This is a genomic window from Natronococcus sp. JC468 (genome assembly GCF_012163165.1).
Classification (GTDB): Archaea; Halobacteriota; Halobacteria; order Halobacteriales; family Natrialbaceae; genus Natronococcus; species Natronococcus jeotgali.
Map to the genome: position 1 here is coordinate 68,482 of NZ_JAAVUO010000015.1, position 25,253 is coordinate 93,734.

Annotated in this window: 29 protein-coding genes and 1 tRNA gene; 15 read left to right on the forward strand and 15 right to left on the reverse strand. The window is 67.4% G+C overall.

The window, feature by feature from the left end:
* Positions 1–100 precede the first annotated feature (100 nt).
* Entirely contained in the window at positions 101–409 is a 309-nt protein-coding gene (locus GWG54_RS10875) for a hypothetical protein (protein WP_008426884.1), read from the reverse strand.
* A 65-nt stretch (positions 410–474) separates the two neighbouring features.
* Positions 475–1,515, reverse strand: a complete 1,041-nt coding sequence (locus GWG54_RS10880) for a zinc-binding dehydrogenase (RefSeq protein WP_167937793.1) — start codon at positions 1,513–1,515, stop codon at positions 475–477.
* 99 nt (positions 1,516–1,614) lie between these two features.
* Here GWG54_RS10880 and GWG54_RS10885 point away from each other — a divergent pair, with 99 nt between their 5' ends.
* A complete protein-coding gene (locus GWG54_RS10885; RefSeq protein ID WP_167937794.1) occupies positions 1,615–2,187 on the forward strand; it encodes a molybdenum cofactor biosynthesis protein B in 573 nt (190 codons plus the stop codon).
* The gene (locus tag GWG54_RS10890; RefSeq protein ID WP_167937795.1) at positions 2,174–2,914 is read left to right on the forward strand and encodes a 5-formyltetrahydrofolate cyclo-ligase; all 741 of its coding nucleotides are present in this window, start codon (positions 2,174–2,176) and stop codon (positions 2,912–2,914) included. The genes GWG54_RS10885 and GWG54_RS10890 overlap by 14 nt, the downstream gene beginning before the upstream one ends.
* A gap of 380 nt (positions 2,915–3,294) precedes the next feature.
* On the opposite strand, the gene GWG54_RS10895 is transcribed toward GWG54_RS10890, so the two are convergent.
* The 4 genes from GWG54_RS10895 to GWG54_RS10910 form a co-directional block, all read right to left on the reverse strand.
* Positions 3,295–3,621 carry a hypothetical protein gene (locus tag GWG54_RS10895; RefSeq protein ID WP_008426877.1) on the reverse strand — a complete coding sequence of 109 codons (327 nt, stop codon included), beginning with the start codon at positions 3,619–3,621 and terminating at the stop codon, positions 3,295–3,297.
* Positions 3,618–4,535, reverse strand: a complete 918-nt coding sequence (gene guaA, locus GWG54_RS10900; protein WP_167937796.1) for a glutamine-hydrolyzing GMP synthase — start codon at positions 4,533–4,535, stop codon at positions 3,618–3,620. Before guaA ends, GWG54_RS10895 begins: the two co-directional genes overlap by 4 nt.
* The gene (locus GWG54_RS10905) at positions 4,535–6,181 is read right to left on the reverse strand and encodes a CTP synthase (protein ID WP_167937797.1); all 1,647 of its coding nucleotides are present in this window, start codon (positions 6,179–6,181) and stop codon (positions 4,535–4,537) included. Before GWG54_RS10905 ends, guaA begins: the two co-directional genes overlap by 1 nt.
* A 146-nt stretch (positions 6,182–6,327) precedes the next feature.
* Entirely contained in the window at positions 6,328–6,750 is a 423-nt protein-coding gene (locus GWG54_RS10910; RefSeq protein WP_167937798.1) for a hypothetical protein, read from the reverse strand.
* 155 nt (positions 6,751–6,905) lie between these two features.
* Between GWG54_RS10910 and GWG54_RS10915 the strand changes: the two genes are divergently transcribed.
* Both GWG54_RS10915 and GWG54_RS10920 read left to right on the forward strand, forming a co-directional pair.
* Positions 6,906–7,358 carry a cyclophilin-like family protein gene (locus GWG54_RS10915; RefSeq protein ID WP_167937799.1) on the forward strand — a complete coding sequence of 151 codons (453 nt, stop codon included), beginning with the start codon at positions 6,906–6,908 and terminating at the stop codon, positions 7,356–7,358.
* Between the two features lie 57 nt (positions 7,359–7,415).
* Positions 7,416–8,327: a hypothetical protein gene (locus tag GWG54_RS10920; RefSeq protein ID WP_167937800.1), complete on the forward strand. Its 912-nt coding sequence runs from the start codon at positions 7,416–7,418 to the stop codon at positions 8,325–8,327.
* On the opposite strand, the gene infB is transcribed toward GWG54_RS10920, so the two are convergent.
* Positions 8,328–10,127, reverse strand: a complete 1,800-nt coding sequence (gene infB, locus GWG54_RS10925) for a translation initiation factor IF-2 (protein ID WP_167937801.1) — start codon at positions 10,125–10,127, stop codon at positions 8,328–8,330.
* A gap of 173 nt (positions 10,128–10,300) precedes the next feature.
* On the opposite strand from infB, the gene GWG54_RS10930 reads away from it, so the two are divergent.
* Both GWG54_RS10930 and GWG54_RS10935 read left to right on the forward strand, forming a co-directional pair.
* Positions 10,301–10,546, forward strand: coding sequence for a PRC-barrel domain-containing protein (locus GWG54_RS10930; protein WP_167937802.1), 246 nt, complete (start codon positions 10,301–10,303; stop codon positions 10,544–10,546).
* A gap of 4 nt (positions 10,547–10,550) precedes the next feature.
* Positions 10,551–11,009, forward strand: coding sequence for an NOB1 family endonuclease (locus tag GWG54_RS10935; protein WP_167937803.1), 459 nt, complete (start codon positions 10,551–10,553; stop codon positions 11,007–11,009).
* Here GWG54_RS10935 and GWG54_RS10940 read toward each other — a convergent pair.
* Both GWG54_RS10940 and GWG54_RS10945 read right to left on the reverse strand, forming a co-directional pair.
* A complete protein-coding gene (locus GWG54_RS10940; protein WP_167937804.1) occupies positions 11,006–12,103 on the reverse strand; it encodes a CPBP family intramembrane glutamic endopeptidase in 1,098 nt (365 codons plus the stop codon). The genes GWG54_RS10935 and GWG54_RS10940 overlap by 4 nt on opposite strands.
* A gap of 79 nt (positions 12,104–12,182) precedes the next feature.
* On the reverse strand, positions 12,183–13,484 hold the full coding sequence (locus GWG54_RS10945) for a glucose-6-phosphate isomerase (RefSeq protein ID WP_167937805.1): 1,302 nt from the start codon (positions 13,482–13,484) through the stop codon (positions 12,183–12,185).
* Positions 13,485–13,666: 182 nt separating this feature from the next.
* On the opposite strand from GWG54_RS10945, the gene GWG54_RS10950 reads away from it, so the two are divergent.
* On the forward strand, positions 13,667–14,137 hold the full coding sequence (locus GWG54_RS10950) for a DUF5812 family protein (protein ID WP_167937806.1): 471 nt from the start codon (positions 13,667–13,669) through the stop codon (positions 14,135–14,137).
* 14 nt (positions 14,138–14,151) lie between these two features.
* Here GWG54_RS10950 and GWG54_RS10955 read toward each other — a convergent pair whose 3' ends face one another.
* Positions 14,152–14,526: a hypothetical protein gene (locus GWG54_RS10955; protein ID WP_167937821.1), complete on the reverse strand. Its 375-nt coding sequence runs from the start codon at positions 14,524–14,526 to the stop codon at positions 14,152–14,154.
* 116 nt (positions 14,527–14,642) lie between these two features.
* Between GWG54_RS10955 and secF the strand changes: the two genes are divergently transcribed.
* A complete protein-coding gene (gene secF / locus GWG54_RS10960) occupies positions 14,643–15,521 on the forward strand; it encodes a protein translocase subunit SecF (protein WP_167937807.1) in 879 nt (292 codons plus the stop codon).
* A complete protein-coding gene (locus GWG54_RS10965; RefSeq protein WP_167937808.1) occupies positions 15,518–17,146 on the forward strand; it encodes a preprotein translocase subunit SecD in 1,629 nt (542 codons plus the stop codon). The genes secF and GWG54_RS10965 overlap by 4 nt, the downstream gene beginning before the upstream one ends.
* A gap of 20 nt (positions 17,147–17,166) precedes the next feature.
* Here the strand turns inward: GWG54_RS10965 and GWG54_RS10970 are convergent, their stop codons facing one another.
* From GWG54_RS10970 to GWG54_RS10980, 3 genes are all read right to left on the reverse strand, one after another.
* The gene (locus GWG54_RS10970) at positions 17,167–18,177 is read right to left on the reverse strand and encodes a sodium:calcium antiporter (protein ID WP_167937809.1); all 1,011 of its coding nucleotides are present in this window, start codon (positions 18,175–18,177) and stop codon (positions 17,167–17,169) included.
* 70 nt (positions 18,178–18,247) lie between these two features.
* Positions 18,248–18,910, reverse strand: coding sequence for a ribonuclease HII (gene rnhB / locus GWG54_RS10975; protein WP_167937810.1), 663 nt, complete (start codon positions 18,908–18,910; stop codon positions 18,248–18,250).
* A gap of 60 nt (positions 18,911–18,970) precedes the next feature.
* Entirely contained in the window at positions 18,971–20,347 is a 1,377-nt protein-coding gene (locus GWG54_RS10980) for a tRNA pseudouridine(54/55) synthase Pus10 (RefSeq protein ID WP_167937811.1), read from the reverse strand.
* 113 nt (positions 20,348–20,460) lie between these two features.
* Here GWG54_RS10980 and GWG54_RS10985 point away from each other — a divergent pair, with 113 nt between their 5' ends.
* The 3 genes from GWG54_RS10985 to GWG54_RS10995 all read left to right on the forward strand — a co-directional run bounded on the left by GWG54_RS10985 (position 20,461) and on the right by GWG54_RS10995 (position 22,193).
* Positions 20,461–21,570, forward strand: a complete 1,110-nt coding sequence (locus GWG54_RS10985; RefSeq protein ID WP_167937812.1) for a S1C family serine protease — start codon at positions 20,461–20,463, stop codon at positions 21,568–21,570.
* Between the two features lie 227 nt (positions 21,571–21,797).
* Entirely contained in the window at positions 21,798–22,001 is a 204-nt protein-coding gene (locus GWG54_RS10990) for a hypothetical protein (RefSeq protein ID WP_008426833.1), read from the forward strand.
* 3 nt (positions 22,002–22,004) lie between these two features.
* Complete coding sequence (locus GWG54_RS10995; protein WP_167937813.1) at positions 22,005–22,193, forward strand: hypothetical protein; 189 nt, start codon at positions 22,005–22,007, stop codon at positions 22,191–22,193.
* Positions 22,194–22,222: 29 nt separating this feature from the next.
* On the opposite strand, the gene GWG54_RS11000 is transcribed toward GWG54_RS10995, so the two are convergent.
* The gene (locus tag GWG54_RS11000; RefSeq protein WP_167937814.1) at positions 22,223–22,402 is read right to left on the reverse strand and encodes an HVO_A0556 family zinc finger protein; all 180 of its coding nucleotides are present in this window, start codon (positions 22,400–22,402) and stop codon (positions 22,223–22,225) included.
* A 165-nt stretch (positions 22,403–22,567) separates the two neighbouring features.
* On the opposite strand from GWG54_RS11000, the gene trmY reads away from it, so the two are divergent.
* The 3 genes from trmY (at position 22,568) to GWG54_RS11015 (ending at position 24,055) form a co-directional block, all read left to right on the forward strand.
* Positions 22,568–23,164, forward strand: a complete 597-nt coding sequence (gene trmY / locus GWG54_RS11005; protein ID WP_167937815.1) for a tRNA (pseudouridine(54)-N(1))-methyltransferase TrmY — start codon at positions 22,568–22,570, stop codon at positions 23,162–23,164.
* 180 nt (positions 23,165–23,344) lie between these two features.
* Positions 23,345–23,417 (forward strand) — tRNA-Pro (locus tag GWG54_RS11010).
* Positions 23,418–23,773: 356 nt separating this feature from the next.
* Complete coding sequence (locus GWG54_RS11015; RefSeq protein WP_167937816.1) at positions 23,774–24,055, forward strand: hypothetical protein; 282 nt, start codon at positions 23,774–23,776, stop codon at positions 24,053–24,055.
* Positions 24,056–24,600: 545 nt separating this feature from the next.
* On the opposite strand, the gene GWG54_RS11020 is transcribed toward GWG54_RS11015, so the two are convergent.
* Positions 24,601–24,990, reverse strand: coding sequence for a pyridoxamine 5'-phosphate oxidase family protein (locus GWG54_RS11020; RefSeq protein WP_167937817.1), 390 nt, complete (start codon positions 24,988–24,990; stop codon positions 24,601–24,603).
* Between the last annotated feature and the right edge of the window lie 263 nt (positions 24,991–25,253).

The window sequence follows — 25,253 nt, forward strand, 5'->3', positions numbered from 1 at the left end:
ATCAATGGAGTAACCATAAGATCCGACGGTAGTTATAACTCGGAGAAAGTGGCAGGTGCGACGGGAAGAGAAACGCGATCGTAATCGTCGACGCCTCGAGTCAGGGTCGGGTCGTCGCCCAGACGGCCGTCACGGCGAGCAAAATGGCCGGAGCCAGCGGCAGCGCGATCAGCGCGAACAGGTAGTCGGTGGCCGGGGGCCACAGCAGGATGATCCCCGGCGAGACGATAAAGGCGAAGAGGACGACGGCGACCAGCGTCCAGCCGCGCCAGTCGAACTCCCGGTCGGACGCCTCGGGGTGGGCGGGGTCGTCGACCCAGTCGGCGCCGTCGCTCCCCTCCCGGCGTTCGCTCTCGTCGTCGAAGCTCGAGGGGTCGTGAACGTAGCCGCCGTCGTCGCTCGAGGTCACGTTTGGAGGTTTCGAGCCGATCGCCAAAGCAGTCACGGTTCGCGGGGGACGGCGCTTCCGGACCGTCAGAGCTCGCTGTCGGGGCGGACGACGACCTTGCCGAACCCCTCCCGGGACTCGATGATCTCGTGGGCGCGGGCGGTCTCGCTCATCGGGAGCACCTCGCGGATCGCGGGCTCGAAGGTGCCGTCCCAGACCAGTTCCATCACGTCGTCGACCTGACCCGGAGTTCCCATCGTCGAGCCGATGATCTGCAGCTGGTTCCAGAAGATCCGCGGGATGTCCGTCTCGGGGTTGCCGCCCGCGGTGCCGCCACAGGTGACCAGCCGACCGTTCTTCGCGAGGCTCTTGATCGAATCGCGCCAGGTGCCCGCGCCGATGTAGTCGACGACGACGTCGACGCCCCGGTTGCCGGTCTCGCTGCGGACCCACTCCGCGAAGTTCTGCTGTTCGTAGTTGACGACGTGATCGGCCCCGAGCTCGCGGGCGTGGCGGAGCTTCTCGTCCGTGCTGCCGGTGGCGTACACCTCCGCGCCCGCGTAGTCGGCGATCTGGACCGCGGCGTGGCCGACGCCGCCGCTGGCGCCCAGCACGAGGACCTTCTCGCCGGCCTCGATGTCCGCGCGATCGATCAGCAGCCGCCAGGCCGTCTGGAAGACCAGCGAGGTCGAGCCGGCGGTGACCCAGTCGACGCCCTCCGGAACGGGGATGAGGTTGTCCTCGGGGACGGCGGCGTACTCGGAGTGGACCCCGGTGACGTGCTCACCGATCAGGTGGAAGTTGACACACAGCGTCGGATCGCCGTCGCGACAGAACTCGCAGTCGCCGCAGTTGACGCCGGCGGTGAGCGCGACGCGATCGCCCGGCTCGAACCGGGTGACGTCCTCGCCGACTGCCTCGACGACGCCCGCCATGTCGCTGCCCGGCACGTGGGGCATCTCGAGGTCGAGCGTCGGCAGCCCGCGGCGAACCCAGACGTCGAGGTGGTTCAGCGCGCCCGCCTTGACGTCGACCAGCACCTCGCCGCGGCCGACCTCGGGATCGGGGTAGTCGCCGTACTCGATCACGTCGGTGTCGCCGTGCTCGGTGACTTTGACCGCTTGCATACACCACCTCCGACGAAAACGACCGACATAACAGTTGGGCCAGCGGAACGAACGCGCCCGTTTGCGAGCGCTTTACCCGTTCCCGGCCGAACGGGACGCATGACCGAATCGGAGAACGGGACCGACCCGATCGGCAGTCCGGTCGGCGTCGGCCTCGTCACCGTCGCGACGAACCGTCCCGACGCCACCGGCGCGGGCGGGGAGGAGATCGCCACCTACCTCGAGGGAAGCGACTGCGAGGTCGCTATGCGGGAACACGTCAACAAGGACTACGACACGATCCAGTCGATCGTCTCCCGGCTCGTCGACCGCGACGACGTCGACCTGATCGTCACGAGCGGCGGGACCAGCGTCGAACCCGCGGACGTGACGCCCGAGGCCGTCGAGCCGCTGGTCGAGAAGCAACTCACCGCGTTCAGCGAACTGTTCACGACGCTGGCCTACCGGGAGTTCGGGACCCAGGTCGTCGCCGCGCGGTGTTTCGCGGGCATCGCCGACGAGGTGCCGGTGTTCTGTCTCCCGGCCAGCCGGGACGCGGTCCGGCTCGGCCTCGAGGAGCTCGTCCTGCCGGAGGCGCGCCAGCTCGTCACGCTCGCTCGCGGGGGTGAGGAGGCGTCCTCGGAGCCCGAACCGAGTGCCGTCGAACCGGAGGAACTCGATGCCGACGAGTGACGGCGCCGACGGCGAGAAGGGGGCGATCCGCGAGCGGATCTGGGACGACCTCGAGGACGGCGGCGTCGCCCGGTTCCCGTTCCCGCCCCACGGTCGGATCCCGAACTTCGCCGGGGCCGACGAGGCCGCCGACCGACTCGCCGACCAGCCCGAGTGGGCGGCGGCCGAGGCGATCAAGGCCAACCCCGACGCGCCCCAGCTTCCGGTTCGGCGACGCGCCCTGCGCGAGGGCAAGACCGTCTACATGGCCGTCCCGCGCCTGCGCGAGGAGCGGTGTTTCCTGAAACTCGACCCCGACGTTCTCGAGGACTACGACGCGGCGACGACGGTCTCGGGCTCCGCGGAGCACGGCGAGCAGGTCGGCCCGGAGGCCGTCGAGTCGATCGACCTGATCGTCTCGGGCAGCGTCGCCGTCACGGAAACGGGCGATCGGATCGGCAAGGGCGAGGGGTACAGCGACCTCGAGTACGCCGTCCTCCGAGAGCTCGGGCTCGTCGACGGATCGACGACCGTCGCGACGACGATCCACGACCGACAGCTGCTCGAGGAGGGGATCTCGGTCGGCGACCACGACGTCTCGATGGATCTGGTGGTCACGCCCGAGACGGTCCGCCGACCCGAGGACGGCTCGCAACCCGAGGGGATCGACTGGGCGTTGCTCTCCGAGGAGCGACTCGAGGAGATCCCGGTGCTGAAGCGACTGCGTGACGCTCGGCTCGAGGAGTAGCGTCCAGAGAGCCATACCGGGACACGGTGGGTGTCCCGAAAGCAACGCGACGGTGACGCGGGCCGGTGCAGGGAGCCCGCCTCACCCATCAAGCGGATAACGGTATGGCAATGTGGGGGAAGGGTGCTGTGGTGGGGTTGCTGGAAGTCACGGGGTTGGCAGATCGTGCCACTTGGTGGGGTCTCCCGTCGACCTCCGTCCGTCCGTACCGGCGGGAACCACTTGAACGGGGGAGTCGGTATAGCCGTCTTACGGCCAGTTCCCGCAGGCTTAACTCGAGTTCATCCGCGCGGAACCGTCCCGGAGACCGTTCACAGCGGCCGCGGGCGAGTAAGCGGTCGTTACGGGAACGGTCCCGTTCGATTCGGCTGCGCGAACGGTCAGTCGACCAGCTCCTCGGCGACCAGCGCCGCGTCCATCAGCTGCGGGTCGATCGCCAGATCGAGCTGGCCCCGGACGAACTCCGGAACGGTTCGTTCGCCGTAGGCGACGGTGCGGATGTCGTCGTTGAGGTCGCAGACGATCGGGATCGTCGTCGCCTGGTCGACGTCGGTGAGGACGTACAGGTCCGCCTCGAGGGCGCCCGCCTCCTCGAGGGTCGGCCGCGAGAGCACGCCCCCGACCCGGGCGACGTCGACGCCCTCCGCCTCGAGGGCGTCGCCGATGCCGTCCTCGTCGGGGCCGGCGACGATTGCCGTCGTGCTCATTCGTACTCGATGGTCGCGGGCGGTTTGTGGGTGACGTCGTAGACGACCCGCGCGACGGTGTCGTTCTCACCGGTGATCCGGGACTGGATGCGCTGGAGGGTCTCCCAGTCGATCTCCTGGGCGCGGGCGGTCATCCCGTCACGAGATTCGACCGACCGAACCGAGACGACCCAGCCGTGGACTCGGTTGTCGCCTTTCACGCCCGTCGCCTTACCGATGACAGCAGCGAGGGCCTGCCAGGGCTCGTACTCCTCGAGTTCCTCCTCGACGACGTGACAGGCGTGGCGAGCGACCTCGAGTTTCTCCTCGGTGACCTCGCCGATCACGCGCACGGCGAGGCCGGGGCCGGGGAACGGCATCCGTTCGGCGACGACCGCCTCGAGACCGAGGTGGCGCGCGACGTCGCGGACCTCGTCCTTGTAGAGGTCGCGAACGGGTTCGACGATCCCCTCGAAGTCGACCACGTCGGGGAGGCCGCCGACGTTGTGGTGGGACTTGATCCCGCCCTCGCTCTCGATGCGGTCGGGGTAGATCGTCCCCTGGACGAGGTAGTCCGCGTTGGCATCGGTGGCCTCGCGCTCGAACTCGCGGATGAACTGCTCGCCGATGACCGCGCGTTTCTCCTCGGGGTCGGTGACGCCTTCGAGGGCCTCGAGGAACCGATCCTTCGCGTCGACGATCCGCAGCGACTCCATGTAGTCGAACGTCTCGCGGATCTGGCTGGTCTCGCCCTTTCGCATCAGCCCGGTATCGACGTAGACGGGCGTCAGTCGGTCGCCGATGGCCTCGTAGGCCAGCGCGGCCGCGACGGAGGAGTCGACGCCGCCCGAGAGGGCGATGACCGCGTTCGCGTCGCCGACTTCGTTCTCGATCTCTTCGACTGCCTCGGGGACGAACGTGTGCGTATCGACCATCAGTGGGTTGCCTCGGTTTCGCTTGTGGTACGATCGACCGCGGCCTCGAGCAAGCCCACGAACGGCGGACTCGGCTGGCCGGGTCGAGACGTGTACTCGGGGTGGAACTGCGTGCCCAGAAAGTAGGGGTGGTCATCGAGTTCGAGGATCTCCATGCGGTTGCCCGCGGTTCCGGAGAACTGCAGGGGCTCGCCCTCGAACCGATCGAAGTACTCGGGGTTGACCTCGTAGCGGTGGCGGTGGCGTTCCGAGCAGGAGGTGTCGCCGTACAGCTCGTAGGCCAGCGTCTCGGGCTCGATCACCGTCGTGTGCTCGCCCAGCCGCATCGTCCCGCCCATGTCCTCGACCTCGTACTGCTCGGGCAGGATATCGATGACGGGATGGGGCGTCTCCGCGTTCATCTCCGCGGAGTGGGCGTCCTCGAGGCCGAGCACGTTCCGGGCGTACTCGACGACGGCCATCTGGAAGCCCAGACACAGCCCCAGGAAGGGGACGTCGTTCTCGCGGGCGTAGCGGACCGCCTCGATCTTGCCCTCGGAGCCGCGCATCCCGAACCCGCCGGGGACGATGATCCCGTCGACGTCGGCGAGCTGGCCGTCGTGGCCGTCGGCGACCTCGCCGGCGGCCACCCAGCGGACGTCGACGTCGGCGCCCAGTTCGAAGCCGGCGTGTTTCAGCGACTCGTGGATCGACATGTACGCGTCCTCCAGATCGTACTTGCCGACCAGCGCGATGTCGACCGACTCGGACTTCTCGGTCGTGACGATCTCGCGCCACTCGTTGGCCCGCTGGCCCTCCGGTAAGGCCTCGTTCGCGAGCCCGAAGTGCTCGAGGACGTACTGGTCGAGTCCCTCTTCCTCGACCATCAGGGGCACCTGGTAGACGTCCTCGACGTCGGGGTTGGAGAACACCGCGTCGGTCGGGATGTCACAGAACAGCGCGATCTTCTCCTTGGTCTTGGGCTCGAGGCGGTCCTCGCAGCGCCCGACGATCACGTCGGGCTGGAGCCCGATCGAGCGAACTTCCTTAACCGAGTGCTGGGTGGGCTTGGTCTTCTGCTCGCCGTTTTTCGAGTACGGGACGAGGGTGACGTGGGTGAAGAGGATGTCCTCCTCGTCCTCCTCGTGGGCGAACTGGCGCAAGGCCTCGAGGTAGGGCATCCCCTCGATGTCGCCGACCGTGCCGCCGACCTCGACGATGCAGACGTCGGTTCCCTCGGCGGCCTCGCGGATGCGCCGTTTGATGTCGTCGGTGATGTGGGGGATGATCTGGACCGTCTTCCCCAGGTAGTCGCCGGCCCGTTCCTTCTCGATGACGTGCTGGTAGGTCTTCCCGGTGGTGACGTTGTGGTCGGAGGTCATGTCGACGTCGAGGAACCGCTCGTAGTTCCCCAGGTCGAGGTCGACCTCGCCGCCGTCCTCCAGGACGTACACCTCGCCGTGCTGGTAGGGGTTCATCGTCCCGGCGTCGACGTTCAGGTAGGGGTCGACCTTCACGGCGGTGACGTCGAACCCGGCGTTTTTCAGGAGCCGACCGGTGCTGGCGGCCGTGATCCCCTTCCCGAGCCCAGACATAACCCCGCCGGTGACGAAAATGAACTTGTTCCCCAGCGAGGGATCATAATGAGTGTCCGATTCCGTCGGCATACCGAGTGTCCGCGCGAGCGGTTGAAAACCATTTCGGGACCGGATCGTCCCCGACAGCCGCTGTCAATGTCGCACGTGACAGATTCTCGCTTCGGTACCTCGAGCGGGCAGGCGGCTCGCGTGACCCGGGCGAAGCACGTGGACGGCTACGGCTCCTCGTCCATCGTCGCTTTCCCCTGCGGATCGTCCTCCTTGGAGACCTTTCCCTCGGCTTCCTCCTCCGGGTTCAGATCCTGAACCTCGACGATCCTGGACTGTTCGACGTACTCGATCCCCCCGCCCAGCCGCAGCTGGATCGTCCGCCCGGGGAGGTCCGGATCGTCCTCGTCGGTCGGTTCCTCGGGCACGGAGACGGCCGTCACGCCGTCGATCGAAACGTCGCGGCGCTGGATCGGATCGTCCTCGTACTCGATGGTTTCCCAGGTCTCGAGGTCGAAGTCGTCGATGTCCTCGCCGAAGTACTCCTCGGGGTCCTTGTCGACCGAGTCCTCGGTCTGGGACTCGCCGGTCGTCCGGTTGTCGTCGAACTGGACCTCCTCGTGTTTGTACTGTTTGAGGTGTACAAGCATGGCAGAACGAATCACAAACGTCCAGTTACCGGTTGGGGCGGAAGGAGCAACCCATTAATCAGGCGCTCGTTCCGACGCCGACCGACCCGGACCGACGGCGGCCGATCCTGCGGCGATCGGTAGCTCGAAGGGGGCTCTCGCGGGACTTCCCGGACATGGACTCCCAGCCCGACCTCCGCGTCATGGTCGACGACCGCGAACTGACCGCGACCTGGACCGACGGCGCGCCCGAAACCCGGGCCGCGCTCGAGGACGCCCTCCCCGTCTCCGGCGACGCGACCCGCTGGGGCGACGAACTGTACATCTCGGCGTCGCTCGAGGCGCCCCTCGAGGACGGACGGGAGGTCGTCCCCGAGGGGGCGATCGCCTACTGGCCCGCGGGCGAGAAGCTGTGTCTGTTCTGGGGACCGACGCCGGCCAGCGATGCGAGGTCCGAGCGGAGCGAAGCCTTCGATACGAGGAGCGGGGACGGGAGGGGCCGCGAGTCCGCGGGCGAACCCCGCGCCGCGGCACCCGTCACCGTCGTCGCGCGCGTCGGCGAGACGGCACCGCTCGCGGGGCTCGAGGGCGGCGCTGCACTGCGCCTCGAGCGGGCCGACGAACCGTGATACCGTCCCGACACGTCAATCACCCATCTTTTTCCTGAACGGTGCCGTAGAATGTGTATGTCCCACGAGTACGGTCGGCCCGTTCCCGACGCCGACCCGCCTGACATCGGGTTTCAGGCCGCCTTCGGCTTCTACCTCGGCCTCGTCGCCGGCGGCCTCGTCGTCCTCGCCGGGCTGGTCGCGGACGCGACGACCGCGGCGCTGCTCGGTACGTTCCCGACGGTCGTCACCGCCGTCACGCTCGGCGGGCACGTCCTCGCGAAGCGCGCCCGCGGCCTGCCCGAACGGATCGGGCGCAGTCGGCGGTCGCGCCTCGTCTGTTACCTGCCGGCGGCCGGGTTCGCTGCCGCGGCCCTCGCGCCGAGCGCGGGGCTCCTCGAGCCGACGGCTCGTTACCTCATCGCGACGGTCGCGCTCGGGGCGGTCCTCGCGGTTACGGCCGTCGGCCTCGAGCGACTCTGCCGGAACCGGTTCGTCGAGGCGGTCACGCCCGACGAGCCGACCGCGATCTGGAGCTACCGGCCCGCGGGCGCGCTCGCCCGGAACGGGGTCTGGATCGGTTCCGCCGCCCTCGTCGCCGTCGGCGGACTGTGGACGCTCGGCCTCGGCGACCCGATCGGGCTGCTCTGGGTCGTCTACGGCGCCGTCATGCTCGCCTCGAACTGGCTCGAGTTCGATCCGGACGACGGCTGGATCGCGCGAACGTCGCCCGACCCGAGCCGGGAGCGGGGCGAACTGCGCGTCCACGACCGCGGCGTCCGCTACGACCGGGGGCGCTCGAGGAAGCTCGTCCCCTGGGAAAGGATCACCGAGATTCGACTCACCGACGACGAACTCGTCCTCGAGCGACGGTTCCGGAACCTCCGCTGCGATCGCTCGGCGATCGACGATCCCGAGGCGGTGTACGAGGCGCTCGAGGAGACGAACTCGCGCGCGAAAACGGGAGCGCGAACCGCAAACGGTCGGTAGCTACTTGCCCCAGAACGGATCGCGGCTGCGCTGCTTGTCGAGGTACATGTTCAGCGCCTCGAGCTCGTCGGCGGGGATCTCGCTCGAGAGCTCCTGTTCTAAGATTTTCGCGTGTTTCTCCGGCAGTTCGGTCCAGAGCTCGTCGTCCTCCTCGATCTGGCGGCCGACGGTGGGGCCGTCGATGGCGACCGAGACGCGGTTGCCCGCGCGGGCCTCGTCGACGTCCTCGCCCTGTTCCTGGATGCCCTTGACCTGACCGACCCGTTCGGGCTCGTTGCCCTCGAACTTCACGACGTTCGTGTTGTTCTGGACGGTGCCGGAGTTGACCTCGACGCCGACGACGGCGGGATCGTTCTGCCGGAAGGTGTGATCGGGCAGGATCCGGAACCGGGCGGGGCGAACGATGTTCTCGAGGATGGTGTCCTGCTGGGCGCGCTCGAGTTCGTCGACGAACTCCTCGTACTCCTCGATCAGCTGGTAGATGACCTCGTCGGTGAAGACGCGGACGTCCTCGATCTCGGCCCGTTGCTCGGCGTCGCCGAGCACGTCGACGTTGAACCCGAGGATCACCTGCTCTTTGCCCTCCTCGGCCGTCGAGGCGACCGAGACGTCCCGCGGGGCGACGTCGCCGACCTCCGCGCGGACGATCGGTACCTCGGCCTCCTCCAGAGCGTCGGCCATCGCCTCGAGGCTGCCGAGGGTGTCGGCCTTGACGACGACGCCCGTCTCCTCGGTGTCGACGGCGATGCTCGCGAGTTCGTCCTCGACCTCCGCGATCACGTCCGCGCGCTCGCGGTCGCGGACGACGCGGACGGGTGCGCCCGCGATGGCGTCGCCCAGATCGGGCGCGGCGACCTTGATCCCGGTTGCGGCCGACACCTCGTCGACCTTCTCGAACCGGCTCTCGGTGCGGATCTCCTCGAGCGGGCGCGGTTGCAGGAGCGCGCGCACCTCGGTGACGATCGGCTCGTTCGTGCCGCCGACGACGATCGTGTCGTCGGCCCGCAGCGTCCCGTCGTAGAGGACGAGATCGACGGTCTTGCCGAAGCCCTTCTCCTCTTTGACCTCGAGGACGGTCCCGACGCCGGGACCCGCGACGTCGATCTCCATCTCATCTTTCATGTAGCGCTGGGAGAGGCCCATCATCACGGCCAGCAGGTCGGGCACCCCCTCGCCGGTCATCGCCGAGACGGGGACGACGCCGACGTTGCGCTGGAAGTTCTGGACTCGCCAGTACAGATCGGCCGAGAACCCCTCGTCCGAGAGGTTCCCGATGATCTCGTAGAGGCTCTCGTCGAGGCGTTCGCGCACGCGGTCGGACTGGGCCTCGTAGGTCGCGTTGATCGGGGAGTCCTCGTTGGCGTTCCAGCCCGGGACGGTGTCGATCTTGTTCGCGGCGACGATAAACGGCGTCTGGGAGCGCTGGAGGATGTCCAGCGCCTCCAGCGTCTGGGGCTGGAAGCCGTCGTTGACGTCGACGACGAGGATCGCGATGTCCGCGAGCGCGCCACCCCTCGAGCGCAGCGTGGTAAAGGAGTGGTGACCCGGCGTGTCGATGAACAGCAGGCCGGGCAGGTCGAAGTCGTCGGGGTCGACGAGTTCGCCCGCGATCGAGGAGATGACGTCCAGCGGCACCGCGGTGGCGCCGATGTGCTGGGTAATCGCGCCCGCTTCGCCCTCGATGACCGCGGAGCCGCGGATCTTGTCGAGGAGGCTGGTCTTGCCGTGATCGACGTGTCCGAGGACGGCGACGATCGGCGTTCGCAGAGATGTGGGGTCGTGTGTATCCGAATCAGACATGGTGACCACCCGAGAAGGTCTTGGGTAAACCGTCCGTAGGACGGTAGTTAAACCCATCGTCACGGGGATCGTCGTCGGCCCGACGACTCCCCGGGGACGGCCGCGGGAAGTCGCGCTCGAGCGCTCCCGGTCGGCCCGTGGAGTTTAATAGCAACTAGTAAGTACGGGGTAGCATGAGCGAAGTACTCGCGGAGAACCTCTCGGGGAAGTCCGTCATGGGTTCTGACGGAACGGAACTGGGAATGCTCTACAACGTCACGACAGAGATCAAATCGGGGACCCTCCACGACCTCGTCATCGAGCCCAACGAGGAGCTCCCGAACCAGACCGTCGACCTCGACACCGACGACGACGGCCGGTTTCGCGTGCCTATCAACCGCGTCCGCGCCGTGAAAGACTACATCGTCGTTCAGCGCTAACGGTATGTACGTTCTCGACTCCTCGGCTTTTATCCACGACTATCACACGACCGAACAGATCGCGACGATCCCGCTCGTCCGCGAAGAACTCGAAGACGAGAGCGCCTACCGCTACGACGCGATGGAGGGGTCGGGGATGCACGTCCACATCCCCGACGGCGACACGACCGAGAAGGTCCGTCGCGCGGCGAGCGAATCGGGCGATCTCGACGTGCTCTCGGACACCGACGTTCGGCTCGTCGCCGCGAGCTTCGAACTCGACGCTACCCTCGTCACTGACGACTACGCGATGCAAAACGTCGCCGAAAAACTCAACGTCGACGTCGAGGTGATCGCCCGGGAGGGGATCGACGAACAGCGAAGCTGGCTGTTCCAGTGCCAGGGCTGCGGTCGCGAGTTCGACGAACAGAAGGAGCGGTGTCCGATCTGCGGCTCGGAGCTGGCGCGCAAGAACCCGACCTAGAGGACCAGAACGAGCATCTGGATCGCGTTGTACGCGCCGTGGACCAGCGCCGGCACGACCAGGTTGTCGGTCCGCTCGTAAAGAAAGCCAAGCACCAGCGAGAGCCCGAACAGCACCACCAGCGTCGCGAGCACCTCCCCGGCCGTGCTGTTCACTCCGTACGCCGAGACGTGAACCGACGAGAAGACGACGCTCGTCACGACGACGGCGCCGTACCGCGAGAACGTCTCGTACAGCGACTTCTGGACGACGTTTCGGTACAACAGCTCCTCGAACGGCCCGACGATCAGCAACATCCCGGGGACGATCACGGCGATCAACTCGGGGTTCTGTTCGACCTGCTGGGTCGTCCCGTGTTCGGCCGTCTCGACGCCGATAGCCGTCATCGCGAGCGAGATCCCGACCAGCGCGCCGAACAGCAGCGCCAGTCCCCCGACCGTCCAGAGCACCGCCCGCAGGTTGGGAACCTCGAGATCGACGAAGGAGCGGTCGTACCCCCGCATCGCCATGTAGATCGCCGCGACCGAACCGAGGCCGAGCGACGTCGAGAGGAACTGGAGGAGTTGGCCCTCGAGGTTACCGGTCCCGAGCAACGGGGCGAAGACGATGCTGACCACCGCCATCCCGACGAGGCCGGCGAAACCGAGGACGACCATCGTCGAGAACCGAAGCGTGCGTTCGACAAGCCCGCCCGTCGAGACGCCGGCGTAGTCGGCGGCCGCGATCCCGATCGAGGCGCCCGCGGCCACGAACGCCAGAAAGATCAACGACACCGTCCACTCGAGTCCGGGGACGGTCGTCGGGGCGGTCGTCCCCTGGTTGACGGCGTAGCCGGTCAGCAACACGACCAGGAGGCTCGCGCCCGCGGCGGCCAGCGCGCCGGGCGTTCGGTCGAGCGCGCCGTGGCGACGCGCCAGAAATCCGACGACGGCCACGACCGCGAACGCCGCGGCCGCCTGGATAAACGGATCGTCGACGCCGCCCCGAACCGGAACGAGAACGGCGGCCATCGTAACGGCGGCGAAGACGGCGCCGAGCGACGGAATCGCCGAGTCGGTGCCCGCTCCCTCGTCGGGCCGTGCTGTCTCGCTCATACCGGAGTGTTCGAGCGCGCGCCCATATGGGCTCCGCAATCGGTCGGTGCGGTTCGGCGCCTCGACCGCGTTCGGGCGGCTATCGCTCGACCCGCAGCTCGGTTTTCTCGGCGACGGCGTCGGCCTCCTCGAACTCGCCGCCGCCGAGCAGTCCGCGGGTCGCCTTTTTGGCCCACTCCACGGCGGGCTGTTCGAACGTGTTCACGCCGTAGAGTTCGCCCGCGAGCACACAGGCGGCCTCCATCCCGTACAGCAACCCGCCGAGTTCGTACTCGTCGACGCGCTCGAGCTCGAGCCGGACGTTCGGTCGCCCCGCCGCGGCGAGGCTGGCCTCCGTCGCCTCGAACTCCGCGTCGAGCAACTCGCCGAGCGTCGCGTCGCCGAGGTAGGCGAGGTCCTCGACGTCGGTCTCGGGAATCGATCGGTCTGTGTCCTCCTCGGACGTGACGAACGTAACGAGCTTGTCCCGCGGGCCCGCGCGGTAGAGCTGGAGCTGGGAGTGTTGATCGGTCGCGCCGAGCGCGCGCAGCGGCGTCTGGCCGAGGTCGTCCTTGCCCAGACTCTCGGCCCACAGCTGGGCGAACCACTCCGAGTAGGTCTCGAGGGACTCGGCGTAGGGGACCATCGCATTCATCCTCGCGCCGCGGGCGTCCAGCGCGTAACTGGTCGCCCCGTAGGCGTAGGCCGGACACTCGAACAGCGAGCCCGACAGCGTCTCGGCCTCGGCCGCGGCGCCGGAAAGCAGCGCCTCGAGGTCGTGGCCGCAGACGGCGGCGGCGACCATCCCCACCGCCGACAGGGCGGAGAAACGACCCGGGACGCCGTCGGGAACCGAAAGCGAGGGCAGACCGTGGCGCTCCGAGAGATCCCTGAGAGGACCTGACTCGCCCGTCGTCACGACCGTCCGCTCGGTCCAGTCGACGCCCGCGTCCTCGAAGGCCTCCCGGACCACGAGGAAGTTCGCCAGCGTCTCCGCGGTCGTTCCCGACCGCGAGACGACGTTGATGGCGGTCTCCTCGAGGGGCAGTCGCTCGAGGTGGGTCGAAACCCACGCGGGGTCGACGTTGTCGAGGTAGACGGCCTCGGTCTCGCTCTCCGCTGCGAGCGCCTCGGTGATCGTCGCCGCGCCCAGGGCACTCCCGCCGATGCCGACGGTCACGAGGGCCTCGGCGTCGGCTACGGGCTCGACGGTCCGTCGGATCTCGTCGGGGTCGGTTCGATCGGGGAGGTTCAGCGCCTCGTAGCCGTGTTCCCCGTCGGCCATCCCGTCCTCGATGCGTTCGTGTGCGTCGGCGACCTGCTCGTCCAGGCGCTCCAGCGACTCCCGGGAGACGCCCGGGGAAGCGACCGACGCGAGCGCGTTGCCGATGTCGACGTCCATGCTCGAGAGGGCACCCGCCTGCGGTAAAGGCGTTCCGTCATGTGGTAGCGGTCCCGTCAGCGTCGATCACGGGGGACACCGTCTCGGTCGCCACCCTCGCGGAGACGACGGTCGACGCGGCCGTCGGAGACGCCCCCCCGCGATCCGAAACCCCGAAACCCGTCAGGCGCCTACCGCGCCCCATGAGCGAAAAGTCGGGCACGTTCGTCGTCACCCACGCCGAGGACGAGTCGGCCGTCGTCCGCGACGTCGAGACCGCACAGGTACACACCCTCTCCTCGAACCCCGGCCTCGAGGTCCACGACGTCCTCGAGGGCACCGTCTCCCCCGAGCCGCCCCTGGAAGTCGCCTGGGAGGTCGTCGACGTCGCCGAACGGCGGTCGATCGAGGTCGTCGACAGTGACCTCGAGCCGACCACCCACGAGAAGGAACTCGCGGCCGACGCCGAGGTCGGCGAACTGATCCAGGAGGAACGGGCCGGGACCGGCGAGATCCACGTCTTCAACCTCGAGTCCGACGTCGAGGACGCCGCACGGGACGTCCTCGAGGACGAGGAGACGGTCGCGCGGGCGGCTCGACTCGAGGCGGTCCGCGTCGAGGTACGTCGCTCGGCCGACGACGGCGTACTGAGCGTCCGCTACCTGCCGGACTAGCGGCCCCGGTCTCGTCAGGCCCGATTCGGTCCGCCCTTGCTCTGGACGCGCCAGCTCCCCTGGATGCCGCAGGCCTCGCGGACGTCGTAGACGATCTCGGTGTCGTCGACGACCCGCGAACCGCCCTCGACGGCCTCGACCCGCAGGGGGACGTCGAGGGAGTTTCCACAGCAGCCGACGCCGACGAACTCCTCCCAGACGTCGCCCGCAGTAGCGGTGTCCCGCGTCTTCCGGAGGAACGCCCGGAACGAGGGTTTCTCGACCTGGAACCGTCCCCACTCCGAGAGATCCGCTGGGTAGGAGACGACGATCCGTTCGGCGAAGGCGTCTCGGGCAGCGTCGGCCTGGTCCTCGACCGTCGCGGACGATCGGGGCGTTTCGGCGGTCATGGCTCGAGCTACGGGCTCGAGGGATTTCAGGCCGTCGTCGGTCCGTCTTATTCTCATCGGATATCGGCACAGAAATTAGGAAGGCTTACACGCCCCGACGGTCAGGTGGGTGGTATATGGGGTATTTCGACGTACCGGAGATCGATTACACCCGGTACAGCGACCGCCAGCTGGCGGCGGTGCCGCTCGCGGTTCTCGGAGTCGCACTGCTCGTGCTCGCCGGATCGTTTCTGCTGTTGGGAACGCCGGTCCAGTTCGGGATGGACTTCGCCGGCGGGACGGAGCTGACCGTCCAGACGGCGACGCCGGAGAAGGAGATCCCCGGTGCGTTCGAGGAGGAGCCCGAATCGATCCAGTCCGTCGCGTCGGCGGAGAACCAGTACATCGTCCAGTTCGTCTCGACCGATCAGGAGGGGCTGAGCGAACAGGCCGAAACTAACCTTCAGCCGGCCGGGAACGGCGAGGTCATCCAGCAGGTGTCCTCGACGTCGGCGAGCTTCGGCGAGCAGACCCAGCGGACCGCCCTGCTGGGGCTCGCCGTCGCCTTCCTCGGAATGAGCGCGCTCGCGTTCGCGCTGTTTCGGACGTTCGTTCCCTCGATCGCGATCGTCGTCTCGGCCTTTTCCGACCTCGTGATCCCGCTCGCGTTCATGTCGCTCGTCGGGATCAGGCTCTCGCTTGGCACCGTCGCCGCCCTGTTGATGCTGATCGGGTACTCCGTCGACTCCGACATCCTGTTGAACAACCACGTCCTGCGCCGCGGCGGGGACTTCTACGAGAGCACCCACCGCGCGATGCGGACCGGGATCACGATGACGGTTACGTCGATGATGGCGATGCTCGTGATGGGCGTCGCCGCGTGGATCTTCGGCGTCGAGTTGCTGTCGTCGATCGGTATCATCCTCTTCGTCGGCCTCACCGCCGACCTGATGAACACGTACCTGCTGAACCTGAGCCTGCTTCGGTGGTACAAGTTCCACGGGGTGGCGCGATGAACCCGATCGCCTTCGTCAAGGAGTACTGGCGGATCCTCCTGCTGGTGACGTTCGTCAGCGCCGCGCTCGTCGCGCTGTTCGTCCCCGGCGGCGTCACCGACGACGACACGCTCGTCGAGGGCGAAAACGAGACGATCGACGCGGGGCCGACCAACCTCGAGTACGGCCTCGGCCTTGACGGCGGTACGCGGATCAGCGCACCTCCTGTCGGGATGAGCGCCGACATCGATATCGAGTCCGGCCAGGAACGGGAGGTCGAGACGACGCTCCGGGACGAACTCGGGATCGATGCCGCCGACACGGTCGTCCGGTACCACGAGGACGACGATCGCTTCACTGCGGAGGTGTTCGCCGAGGAGGTCACCGCCGCGGAGTTCGCCGCCGCCCTCCAGGAGGCCGGCGTCGACGTCGAGGAGGGCGACGTCGACGACGAGGTCACCCAGCAGACCCGCGACGAGATCATTCAGACGATCGAACTGCGGATCAACGAGGCGGGGCTCTCGGGCGGCACGGCCTACCAGGAGGCGACCGTCGGCGACGGCTACTACATCGTCACCGAGGTTCCCGGGATGACCCCCGGCGAGCTCCGGGAGCTGCTCACCGAGCGCGGGGACGTCCAGATCGTCGCCTACCACCCCGACGAGAACGGCACCCAGACCAACGAGACGGTCCTCCGGGGCGAGGACTTCGCAAGCGTCGGCTCGGCGTCGTACAACGATCGGCAGGGGTACCACTACGTCCCCGTCACCGTCGACGACAGCGAGGGCGCCGACGGGTCCAGTCCTGCGACCGACTACCAGGCGGCGATGAACGAGTACGGGTTCACCGGCGAGGGCGTCGGCCAGTGTAACCCGAACATCCACGACCGCGAGACCGGCGAGTTCGACACCGACCACGACGCCCAGCAGTGGTGTCTGCTCACCGTGGTCGACGACGAGGTCGTCGACGCCCACAGCATGAGCCCCGATCTCGCCGACAGCATGGCCTCCGGCGACTGGGAGAACGATCCGGTCTTCCAGATGATCGTTCCGAGCCAGCAGGACGCCAACACCCTCGCGGTCAACCTCCAGTCGGGCGCGCTGACCGCGCCGCTGGACCTCGAGCAGGAGCAGACGTTCTCGCTCGAGCCCGCGCTGGCCGACCAGTTCAAGACCTACTCGCTGCTGATCGGCGTCCTCTCAGTACTCACCGTCAGCGGGACGGTCTACCTGCGCTACAGCGACCGCCGCGTCGCCGCGCCGATGATCCTCACGGCGCTGGCGGAGGTGGTTATCCTGCTTGGCTTCGCCGCGGCGATACGGATGCCGCTGGATCTCTCTCACGTCGCCGGGTTCATCGCCGTCGTCGGGACGGGGGTCGACGACCTCATCATCATCGCCGACGAGGTGATGGACGAGGGCGACGTCAGCTCCCGGCGAGTCTTCGAATCGCGGTTCCGCAAGGCGTTCTGGGTCATCGGCGCCGCCGCCGCGACGACGATCATCGCGCTGTCGCCGCTGGCCGTGTTGAGTCTCGGCGATCTGCGCGGGTTCGCCATCATCACGATCCTGGGGGTCCTCGTGGGCGTGCTCATCACCCGCCCCGCCTACGGCGACATCCTCCAGCGCCTGCTCACGGACAGGTAGCGGCCGCCGAACCCCCGTTTTCAGGTCGGAACGACGCTCGAGATCCCGAGGCTCTCGAGGACGAGCCACGCCACGAACAGCCCGTACGCCCCGAGCAAGATCCAGGCCTCCAGCCGTGACAGCAGCATGTCCGTCCGCGCGATGGTGAAGAAGACGATCGTCGCCAGGACGAGAAACGCCATCATCGGCACGATGTGGGCGAACGTGACCGCCAGGGTCCCGGCGACCAGCACGCCGACCGGAACGGCCACGAGCAGGTCGAAGATGTTGCTCCCGAGCACGTTCGCGAGACTGACCGACGGTCGATCCGCCTTCGCTGCGGCGATGCTGACGAACACGTCCGGCACGCTCGAGCCGGCCGCGACGACGGTCATCCCCCAGAGGAACGCGGGCGTGCCGAACGCGTCGCCGAGCCCGATCGCCGCCCGGACGAGCCCCTCGACGCCGACGACGATGACGACCAGCCCCAGTCCGAACCACAGCCAGGTCCGGAGGCGGTCGACCGACGGGTCCGGCTCGGTCTCGTCCTCCGCGGCGTCCAAGTACTGGGTGAGCGCGTAGAGGCCGTAGAGGACGAGCGGGAACAGCGCGAGGGGACGCGACACCTCCCCCTGGAGGTCGACGCCGTCCACCGGGTTGTAGATCACCGCCAGCGAGAACGTCAGCAGGAGCACGGCGACCGAGAGCATGTAGAACAGCGACTCCTTGTAGACGAGTTCCCGGCTCGTCGAGATCCCCCCGGTCCCGACCAGGACGGCGAGGCCCGGGATCACGAGGAGGTTGAACACGGCCGAGCCGACGATCGCGCCGATGCCGAGTTCGAACTCGCCGTGGAGCAGCGTGGCCAGGAGGACGCTCACCAGCTCGGGCATGCTCGAGCCGACGGCGGCGATGACCGCCCCCTGGACGACCGGCGGCACGCCGTAGCCGACCGCGAGCCGGTCCGCCGAGGACTCGACCCACCCGCTTCCCTTCCAGACGACGCCGGTCGCGACCGCCGCGAGCCCGACCAGTGAGACGATATCGAGCACGATGTATCAGCTCGGACGTAGGTCGGGAGCGCGCATAAAACGGCGACATGCAGCCGACAGGAGCGATCGGTCAAAACTGCTCGAGTCCCGTCTGCTCGACCTCGGCCAGCACGTCCTCGCAGGTCGACCACGACGCGCGGGCGAACGGCGGGAGCTCGCCCGTCTCGGCGACGTGGGACTCGAGGAACGCCCGGGTGGTCGGATCGCTCGGGTAGCCGCTGCCGACGGAACCGTACTCGTCGGCCAGCGCGCTCATCTGGGAATCGCGGGTGACTTTGGCCACGATGCTCGCCGCACCGACGATCGGGTCCGCGTCGTCGGCGCCGTGAGCGGCCGTCAGCTCGAGATCGTCCTCGAGGTCACAGGCATCGGCGACCCGGCGGGCGAAGCGGTCAGCGTCGGTGTCGCAGGCGTCGCAGAGCCCGGACGGGGCCGTCGGTCCGTCGGCGGCCTCGAGGGCCGCCTCGATCGCCTCGGCGTGGGCCCTGACCGCCAGCGAGTTCATGTCCGTCTCGGGATCGTCGATCGTCTCGGGCGCGATCTCGCTGACGCCGACGGCGATTCGATCGTCCTCGCGCAGGATCGCGGCCAGCTCCTCGCGGCGCTCCGGAGCGAGTCGCTTCGAGTCCGCGATCCCCTCGGGAAGCGCGTCGGGCTCCGAGACGCGGACGGCCGCGGCGAACATCGATCCCAGCGCGGGCCCCTTTCCGGCCTCGTCGACGCCAAACGGCATGGCTCGAGGGTCGGACGGCGGGAGGATAGTCGTTGCGACTCGTCGACCGACGGAACGCCGTCAGTTCGAACGATCCGCGGACGCCTCGCGCTCGCGTCGCGGCTCGTCCCGGAAGTACGCCTCGAGTTCGAACGGCTCGTCCTCACCCTCGACGCCGGTGACGTCGAGCGCCGTCACCTCGGCGTCGGTCCCGAGCAGGCCGGCCAGACTGGGCTCGGTGCGGCCCTCGTCGCTGCTGATCAGTTCCTTCACGTAGAGCCCGCCCTCCCCGTGGAGGCGAACCTCCGCGCGCGTGGGCGACTCGAGGTCGCCGTCGATCTCGTAGACGGTGCGCTCGCGGGTCAGCCCCGCGCGACGGTGGTCGACCCGCTGGGGCGTGTACTGCTCGACGGTGGTTCCCGAGAGCTCCGCGAGCGCGGTCTCGAACGCGTCCTCGTCGATCGGCTCGGAAAATTCGACGTCCGCGCGGTAGTGCTTGCTCGCGTCGTGTTCTTTCACCCGTTCGACCATCTCGTAGGTAGCGAGCCGCAGCCCCTCGACCTCCACCGCGCCCTCGGCCGCGTCGTTGATCTCCCGCTCGAGGGCGGCGGGGTCGGGGTCGCGGCGCTTCGGGCGCTTGACCTCGAGGACGAACGGCCGACCGTCCTCGAGCATCCGGGCGTCGACGTCCTCGCGGCCGGCGCCGTGGAAAGTGCCCGCCTCGCCGTCCATCGCTTCGACGACGTGGGGGCGGACGACCTGCTCGACGCTGGTGTCGTACATATAGCCTGAGCCGCCGCAGTAGTCGCAGGGTTCCTCGCCGTTTTCGCCCAACTGGACGCCGCTGCCGCCGCACTCCCGGCAGGGCCACTCGGTCTGGGGGATGTCGCGCTCGAGCTTGCGGTAGCGCCCGTAGACGAACGCGGGGTTGATCTGGACGTCGACCGCGTGCCCGGTGACGTCCTCGCCGGCGAGGACGTCGAGGGGGTCGAACGCCTCGAGGTCGACGACCGCGAGCACGTCCGGGCGGTCGAAGTCGACCTCGGTGCCCGTTTTCGAGCCGACGCGGCGGCCGACCTCGCGGTTGGTCTCGCGTTTGAGCGACTCGCCGACGTCGGGCTCGAGGCCGGCGTCTTCCCGGAGGAGTCGCTCGTTCTCCTCGACCAGCGGCGGGACCCGGGTGCCGACCTGGTAGGTCGCGAACTCGACCCCCTCGAGTTCGGCGGCGATCGTCTCGGCGACGGCGTCGAAGGTGCCGCAGTACCCCTCGCAGACCCAGCAGGCCTCCGGTTCGGGCGGCTCGAAGTCGTCGTCGTCTTCGATCGCGATCGCGGTTCGCAGCGCCCGGCCGCGCTCGGCGTTGGTGAGTCCGAAGCTCCGATCGGCGAACGGCCGGCCGAGACAGGAGTCACACACCGCCCCCGTCGAGAGCAGCTCGCGGGCGTCTTCCGTACTCATACCCGAGGAGTCGGGCGGCCGCGGGTAACACGCTTTCCCTTCGACCGGGTCGGCGCGACGGTCGTGGCGGTCGATCCCACGGCGTTCAAATACGTCGGGTCCTACCCGCCGATATGGACCAGCACCGACCGAGCCGTCGCGAGGTCCTCGCGGCGACCGGCGTCGGCGTCGCCGGCCTGGCCGCCGGCTGCGCCGCACCGCGCGACGAGAGTTCCGTCGAGGGAAACTCCTCCCACGACATCGATCGGGAGGACCGCGCGGACGGGTCGACGTACACCGACGTCTACGAGGCGATCATCGACTCGGTGACCCAGATCCGCGTCTTCGGCGTCGAGAACCCGCGGACCGACGAAACGGGGCGCGGGCAGGGATCGGGGTTCGTCGTCGACGAGCAGTACGTCGTGACGAACCACCACGTCGTCTCCGGCGGCGAGGAGATCGACCTCCAGTACAGCAACGGCGACTGGAGCAGTACCCGTCTGCTCGGAAGCGACGTCTACAGCGACCTCGCCGTCCTCGAGGCCGACCACGTTCCCGACGTGGCGACGCCGCTGGGGCTGGCCGAGGAGCGCCCGGTCGTCGGCCAGGAGGTGCTCGCGATCGGCAACCCCTACGGGCTCGAGGGGTCGATGTCCTCGGGGATCGTCAGCGGCGTCAACCGAACGATCCCGGCGCCCCAGGGGAACTTCTCGTTCCCGAACGCCGTCCAGACCGACGCGCCGGTCAACCCCGGCAACAGCGGCGGGCCGCTCGTCGACCTCGACGGGAACGTCGTCGGCGTCGTCAACGCCGGCGGCGGCAACAACATCGGGTTCGCGATCTCGGCGGCGCTGGCCCGCCGGGTCGTCCCCGCGCTCGTCGAGGACGGGGAGTACGACCACCCGTTCCTCGGGGTGGCGGTCGCGACCGTCGACCGCTTCGTCGCCGAGGCGAACGACCTCGAGGAGGCGGCGGGCGTCATCGTCACCGAGACGACCCGAGAGCCCGCCGCCGGAACGCTCGAACCGGCCGACCGATCGGTCGAACGCGGCGGAGAGCCCGTTCCCGTCGGCGGCGACGTGCTCCGCTCGATCGACGGCGAGCCGATCCCGGACCGCAACGCGCTCTCGACACACCTCGCGCTCGAGACCAGTCCCGGCGAAACCGTACGGGTCGAACTGCGACGCGACGGTGAGGTGCGGACGGTCGAGTTGACGCTCGGGTCGCGTCCGCGGCCCGACTGATCGACCCCGCCGGGGACGACGACGCGTCGACCGACGACGGTTGCTCACGGCGAACGTTCCGGCTAACCGCACCGTACCGATCAGAGATAGATACGTTCTTTTATAAGTGATTAAACGCTCCGAAAGAGGATGGAGACCGACGCTACCGTTCCGACTCGACAGGTTAAATCCTCGATAACAATGGTGGGATCCGTCGTAGCCGGAAGCGCGACGGCCGCCTGCTCACCATGACCACCAACACAAACGACGTCGATACCCGCCAGTCAGCGTTCGACGAGACGAGCATCGAACTCGACAGCGTCACGATCCAACACAACGACGCGCCCAACGAGTGTGCGATGTTCCCGAGAGATGCGAGCGACATCGAGCTGATGACGAACTGGATCGCCGCATACGACGACGGGTTCGTCAGGCTCGAGTCGATGCGATAACCCATGTACGCCTGGAGTACCGTCACCGCGATCGGATTCTGGATCGGGGCCCTCCTCCCGGTCGTCTACCTGCCGGTGTTCGTAACCGGGATCGATTCGGTGCGAGCGCTATCGCTGCTGTTCGGGCTGCTCGCCGTGCACGCGATCGCGTTGATCCTCGGCCACGGACACGACGGCTCCCGGACGCGGTGACGGCCGTCGGTCCCCGTCTTCCCTTTTCGTTACTCCGAGGGCTGCCAGACCTGCGCTCGAGGCGTCCCACACTCGTCGCAGACGGCAGCGGCGTTGTCCTTGTACTCGCCGCGCTCGAGCTCGCCGTCGGAACAGCTCGGACACGGCCGTCCCTCGAGGATGGCGAGTAACTGGTGTTGCGTTCCGACGGTTGACTGCGGTTTCGACATACTACCGAGTACTGGCGGCCGTCGCACCGGAAACCGTTCTCCCTGTGTGTGCAACGTGGTTCATGTGGGAGAGCCGGCGGTCCGATCGCGAACGGACGCGAACCCGCGGCTCGCGCGGGATCGGAATCGTCGCCTCTATCCCCGCGGTCGGCGTCGGTCCCCGGTATGCGCCAGTTCGTACTGATCGGCCATGAGGTGCCGACCGATCCCTCGTTCTCGCTCGACGACCTCGCGGGCGGAGCCGGCCGGCTCGACGCGCTCTGTCGGTCCGTCACCGCGGCGTTCGTCACCTCCCACGGGATCCGCGAGGACGTCCGGGTCCACCTCGTCGCGCGCGACGAGTTCACGATCACCTTCGACGGGAGCGAGCTCAGACGGCTCAACCCCGACGAGCGAAGCACGGCCGCGCTGATCCGGACGGCCCTAGAGCACCGCGAGGAGGCCATCGGCGCGATGCCGGCCGAACCCAGCCCCGGCGTCGAACTCTACCGCCGCGGGTTCGAGGCGACCCTCGAGGCCGTCGCCGACGAGGGAACCGTGGTACAGCTGCACGAAGAGGGCGACCCCGTCGCCGAAACCGACCCGCTCGAGGATCCGATCTTCGTGCTCTCGGACCACCGGGACTTCACGCCCGAGGAGACCGAACTGCTGGAGTCGGCGGCCGACCGTCGGCTCCGTCTCGGTCCCGAACTGCTCCACGCCGATCAGGCGATCACCGTCGCCCACCACTGGCTCGACACCGACGGCTACGAGCGGTTTTAGGCGGGAGTTAGTCGACGGTTGCGAACGTGTACCACGAATTCGGCAGGACATAACTGCGCCGGACGGAGTCGATCGAGAGGGTGAGCTTCCACGAGGAAAGTGACCCTCGAGACCGTCCGCGGTCGACGCGGGGTTCGCTTTCGGAAGCGTTAAACGAGCGGCCCTCCACAGTTCAGGTGCGGGCCGGTGGGGTAGCTTGGTATCCTTCGGCCTTCGGGTGGCCGTAACCGCGATTCGAATTCGCGCCGGCCCACTACCTTTCCCGCATTCTACTTCCCCGAGCACCGCGTAGCGCCTGCAAGGAACTTTGAATGTGGGAAGTCGTTCGCGCCAACTTGTTCGAAGGAGTCCTCGGCATCGCTGATACTCTCACGGTTCGTGTTTTGGCCGAAGTTTTGTGACACATATTATGCTAGGGAATATTGTCTTCGATTCACCCCAAAGGTCTACTGGTCAAACCTCATTTGATACGAGGTGTAGACAGTTCGGGTACCTCTAGTTTCACCCTGTGGTATGGTTTCTTTACAATCTACCGTGTGATTGCCAGCTATGACGGTATCTGTCCCTCTCAAAGTCTACACGAATGACCGCCGAGTTGCGAGCGACTTGGTGCGACCAGAGGAGGGGAGAATGGTAACAGGCGAAACTAAGGCTGAGATTGAGGATGATGTTGAAATCGTGTACGAAGGCACCAAGATTCAGAAGTCGTTCGGTGTCAGCGACATAATCCAATTCTCCCTAATGATGGGTGGAAACATTGCCAGTGGAGTGATTGCCACATGGCTCTACAACCAGCTCAAGGATCGGGAGGTTGCTTTAGAAATCGAAGGGGAAGAGGTTGAGGTTGACGAGGAATCGATTCAGACAAAGCTCGATGAGTTTCGGGAGTAGTTTGAATATTCCATTGGGCGACGTTCTCACGGGAATCGGCCTTCTGATGAATATCGTTGGCGTGTACTATCTGACTCTAGTAGACCTCTTCACGTCGAAGCCAATCCGTATGGGCTCTACCACCGCCATGTAGACAGCGAGAACCCGCAAAATCCTGAGCGAGAACCTCCGGTGGATAAGGTTTCACCAGTTGGCGGAGGATTCGCGGGCCTTCCAATACCGAAGACTCCAGAAAGCTACGACAAGAGTAAACAGATGATGCGGAATCAGTCAATAGCAGCAATCGGTTTAATTGGCGGATCTGTGTTCCAGTTCTTCGGATTATTCGTATAGTTAGCGTCGCTGAAAGTGGTCGTACACTCTCTCAGTCGTTAACTGGGAATGGAGTCAGTGTCAGTCAATGACGACTTCGTCCGGTAAAGAACATTAACTTTTTTCGCCAGTGAGATTTTCGCCGACTCGCTGTTCCCGCGTCTAGCGACGACGAGCGGGCCGCCGTCAACGGGAGAAACCTCGAGAGGGTTCGAACGGATCCAGCCTCGAGGCTACAGGACCCGGTCGGGCCGGATCCGCAACAGCACTCGCTCCGTCTCGATCGGGTTCGGATACTCCTCGACGTCCATGTACCGCCGCGCGAGCTCGTCGATGTGTGCTCGAGCGCCCGCCGTCGTCAGCTCGTCGACCTCGCCGATCACCGAGAGGAACCGGTAGGAGTCGTCCGGATCGGTCATGCTGACGCCGACGGCGGGGTTGGCGCGGGCGTTGCGCTCCTTCTGACGGCCGCGTTCGGTGTTGACCAGCAGGCGCTCGGCCTCGGCGTCGTAATCGATCCAGACGGGCGTGATGTGGGGAAAGCCGTCGTCGGTCAGCGTGCCGACGTGGGCGAACGTCGCCTTCTCGAACAGGTCGCGGTACTCCGTGGGTATCGGAACCATGGCTCGAGAAACGCCGACCAACCGCTTAGTACTACCCGGGGAACCCCCTCCCCGCGTCCCAGACCACGCAATCGCCGGCTCGTCGCGTATCCGGCTCGAGCGGGTGGCTCGAGTATGAGCTCTTGACGACGAACGCGACGACGACTGCTGGCGGCCGCCGGCGCGACGGCGGCGGCCGCGCCCGCCGCCCGCGGGGGCGGCGGGGGGGGCGGGCCCGCGGCCCGGGGGGGGACCCGGAACGGCCCGGACGGCGGGGGCGAGGA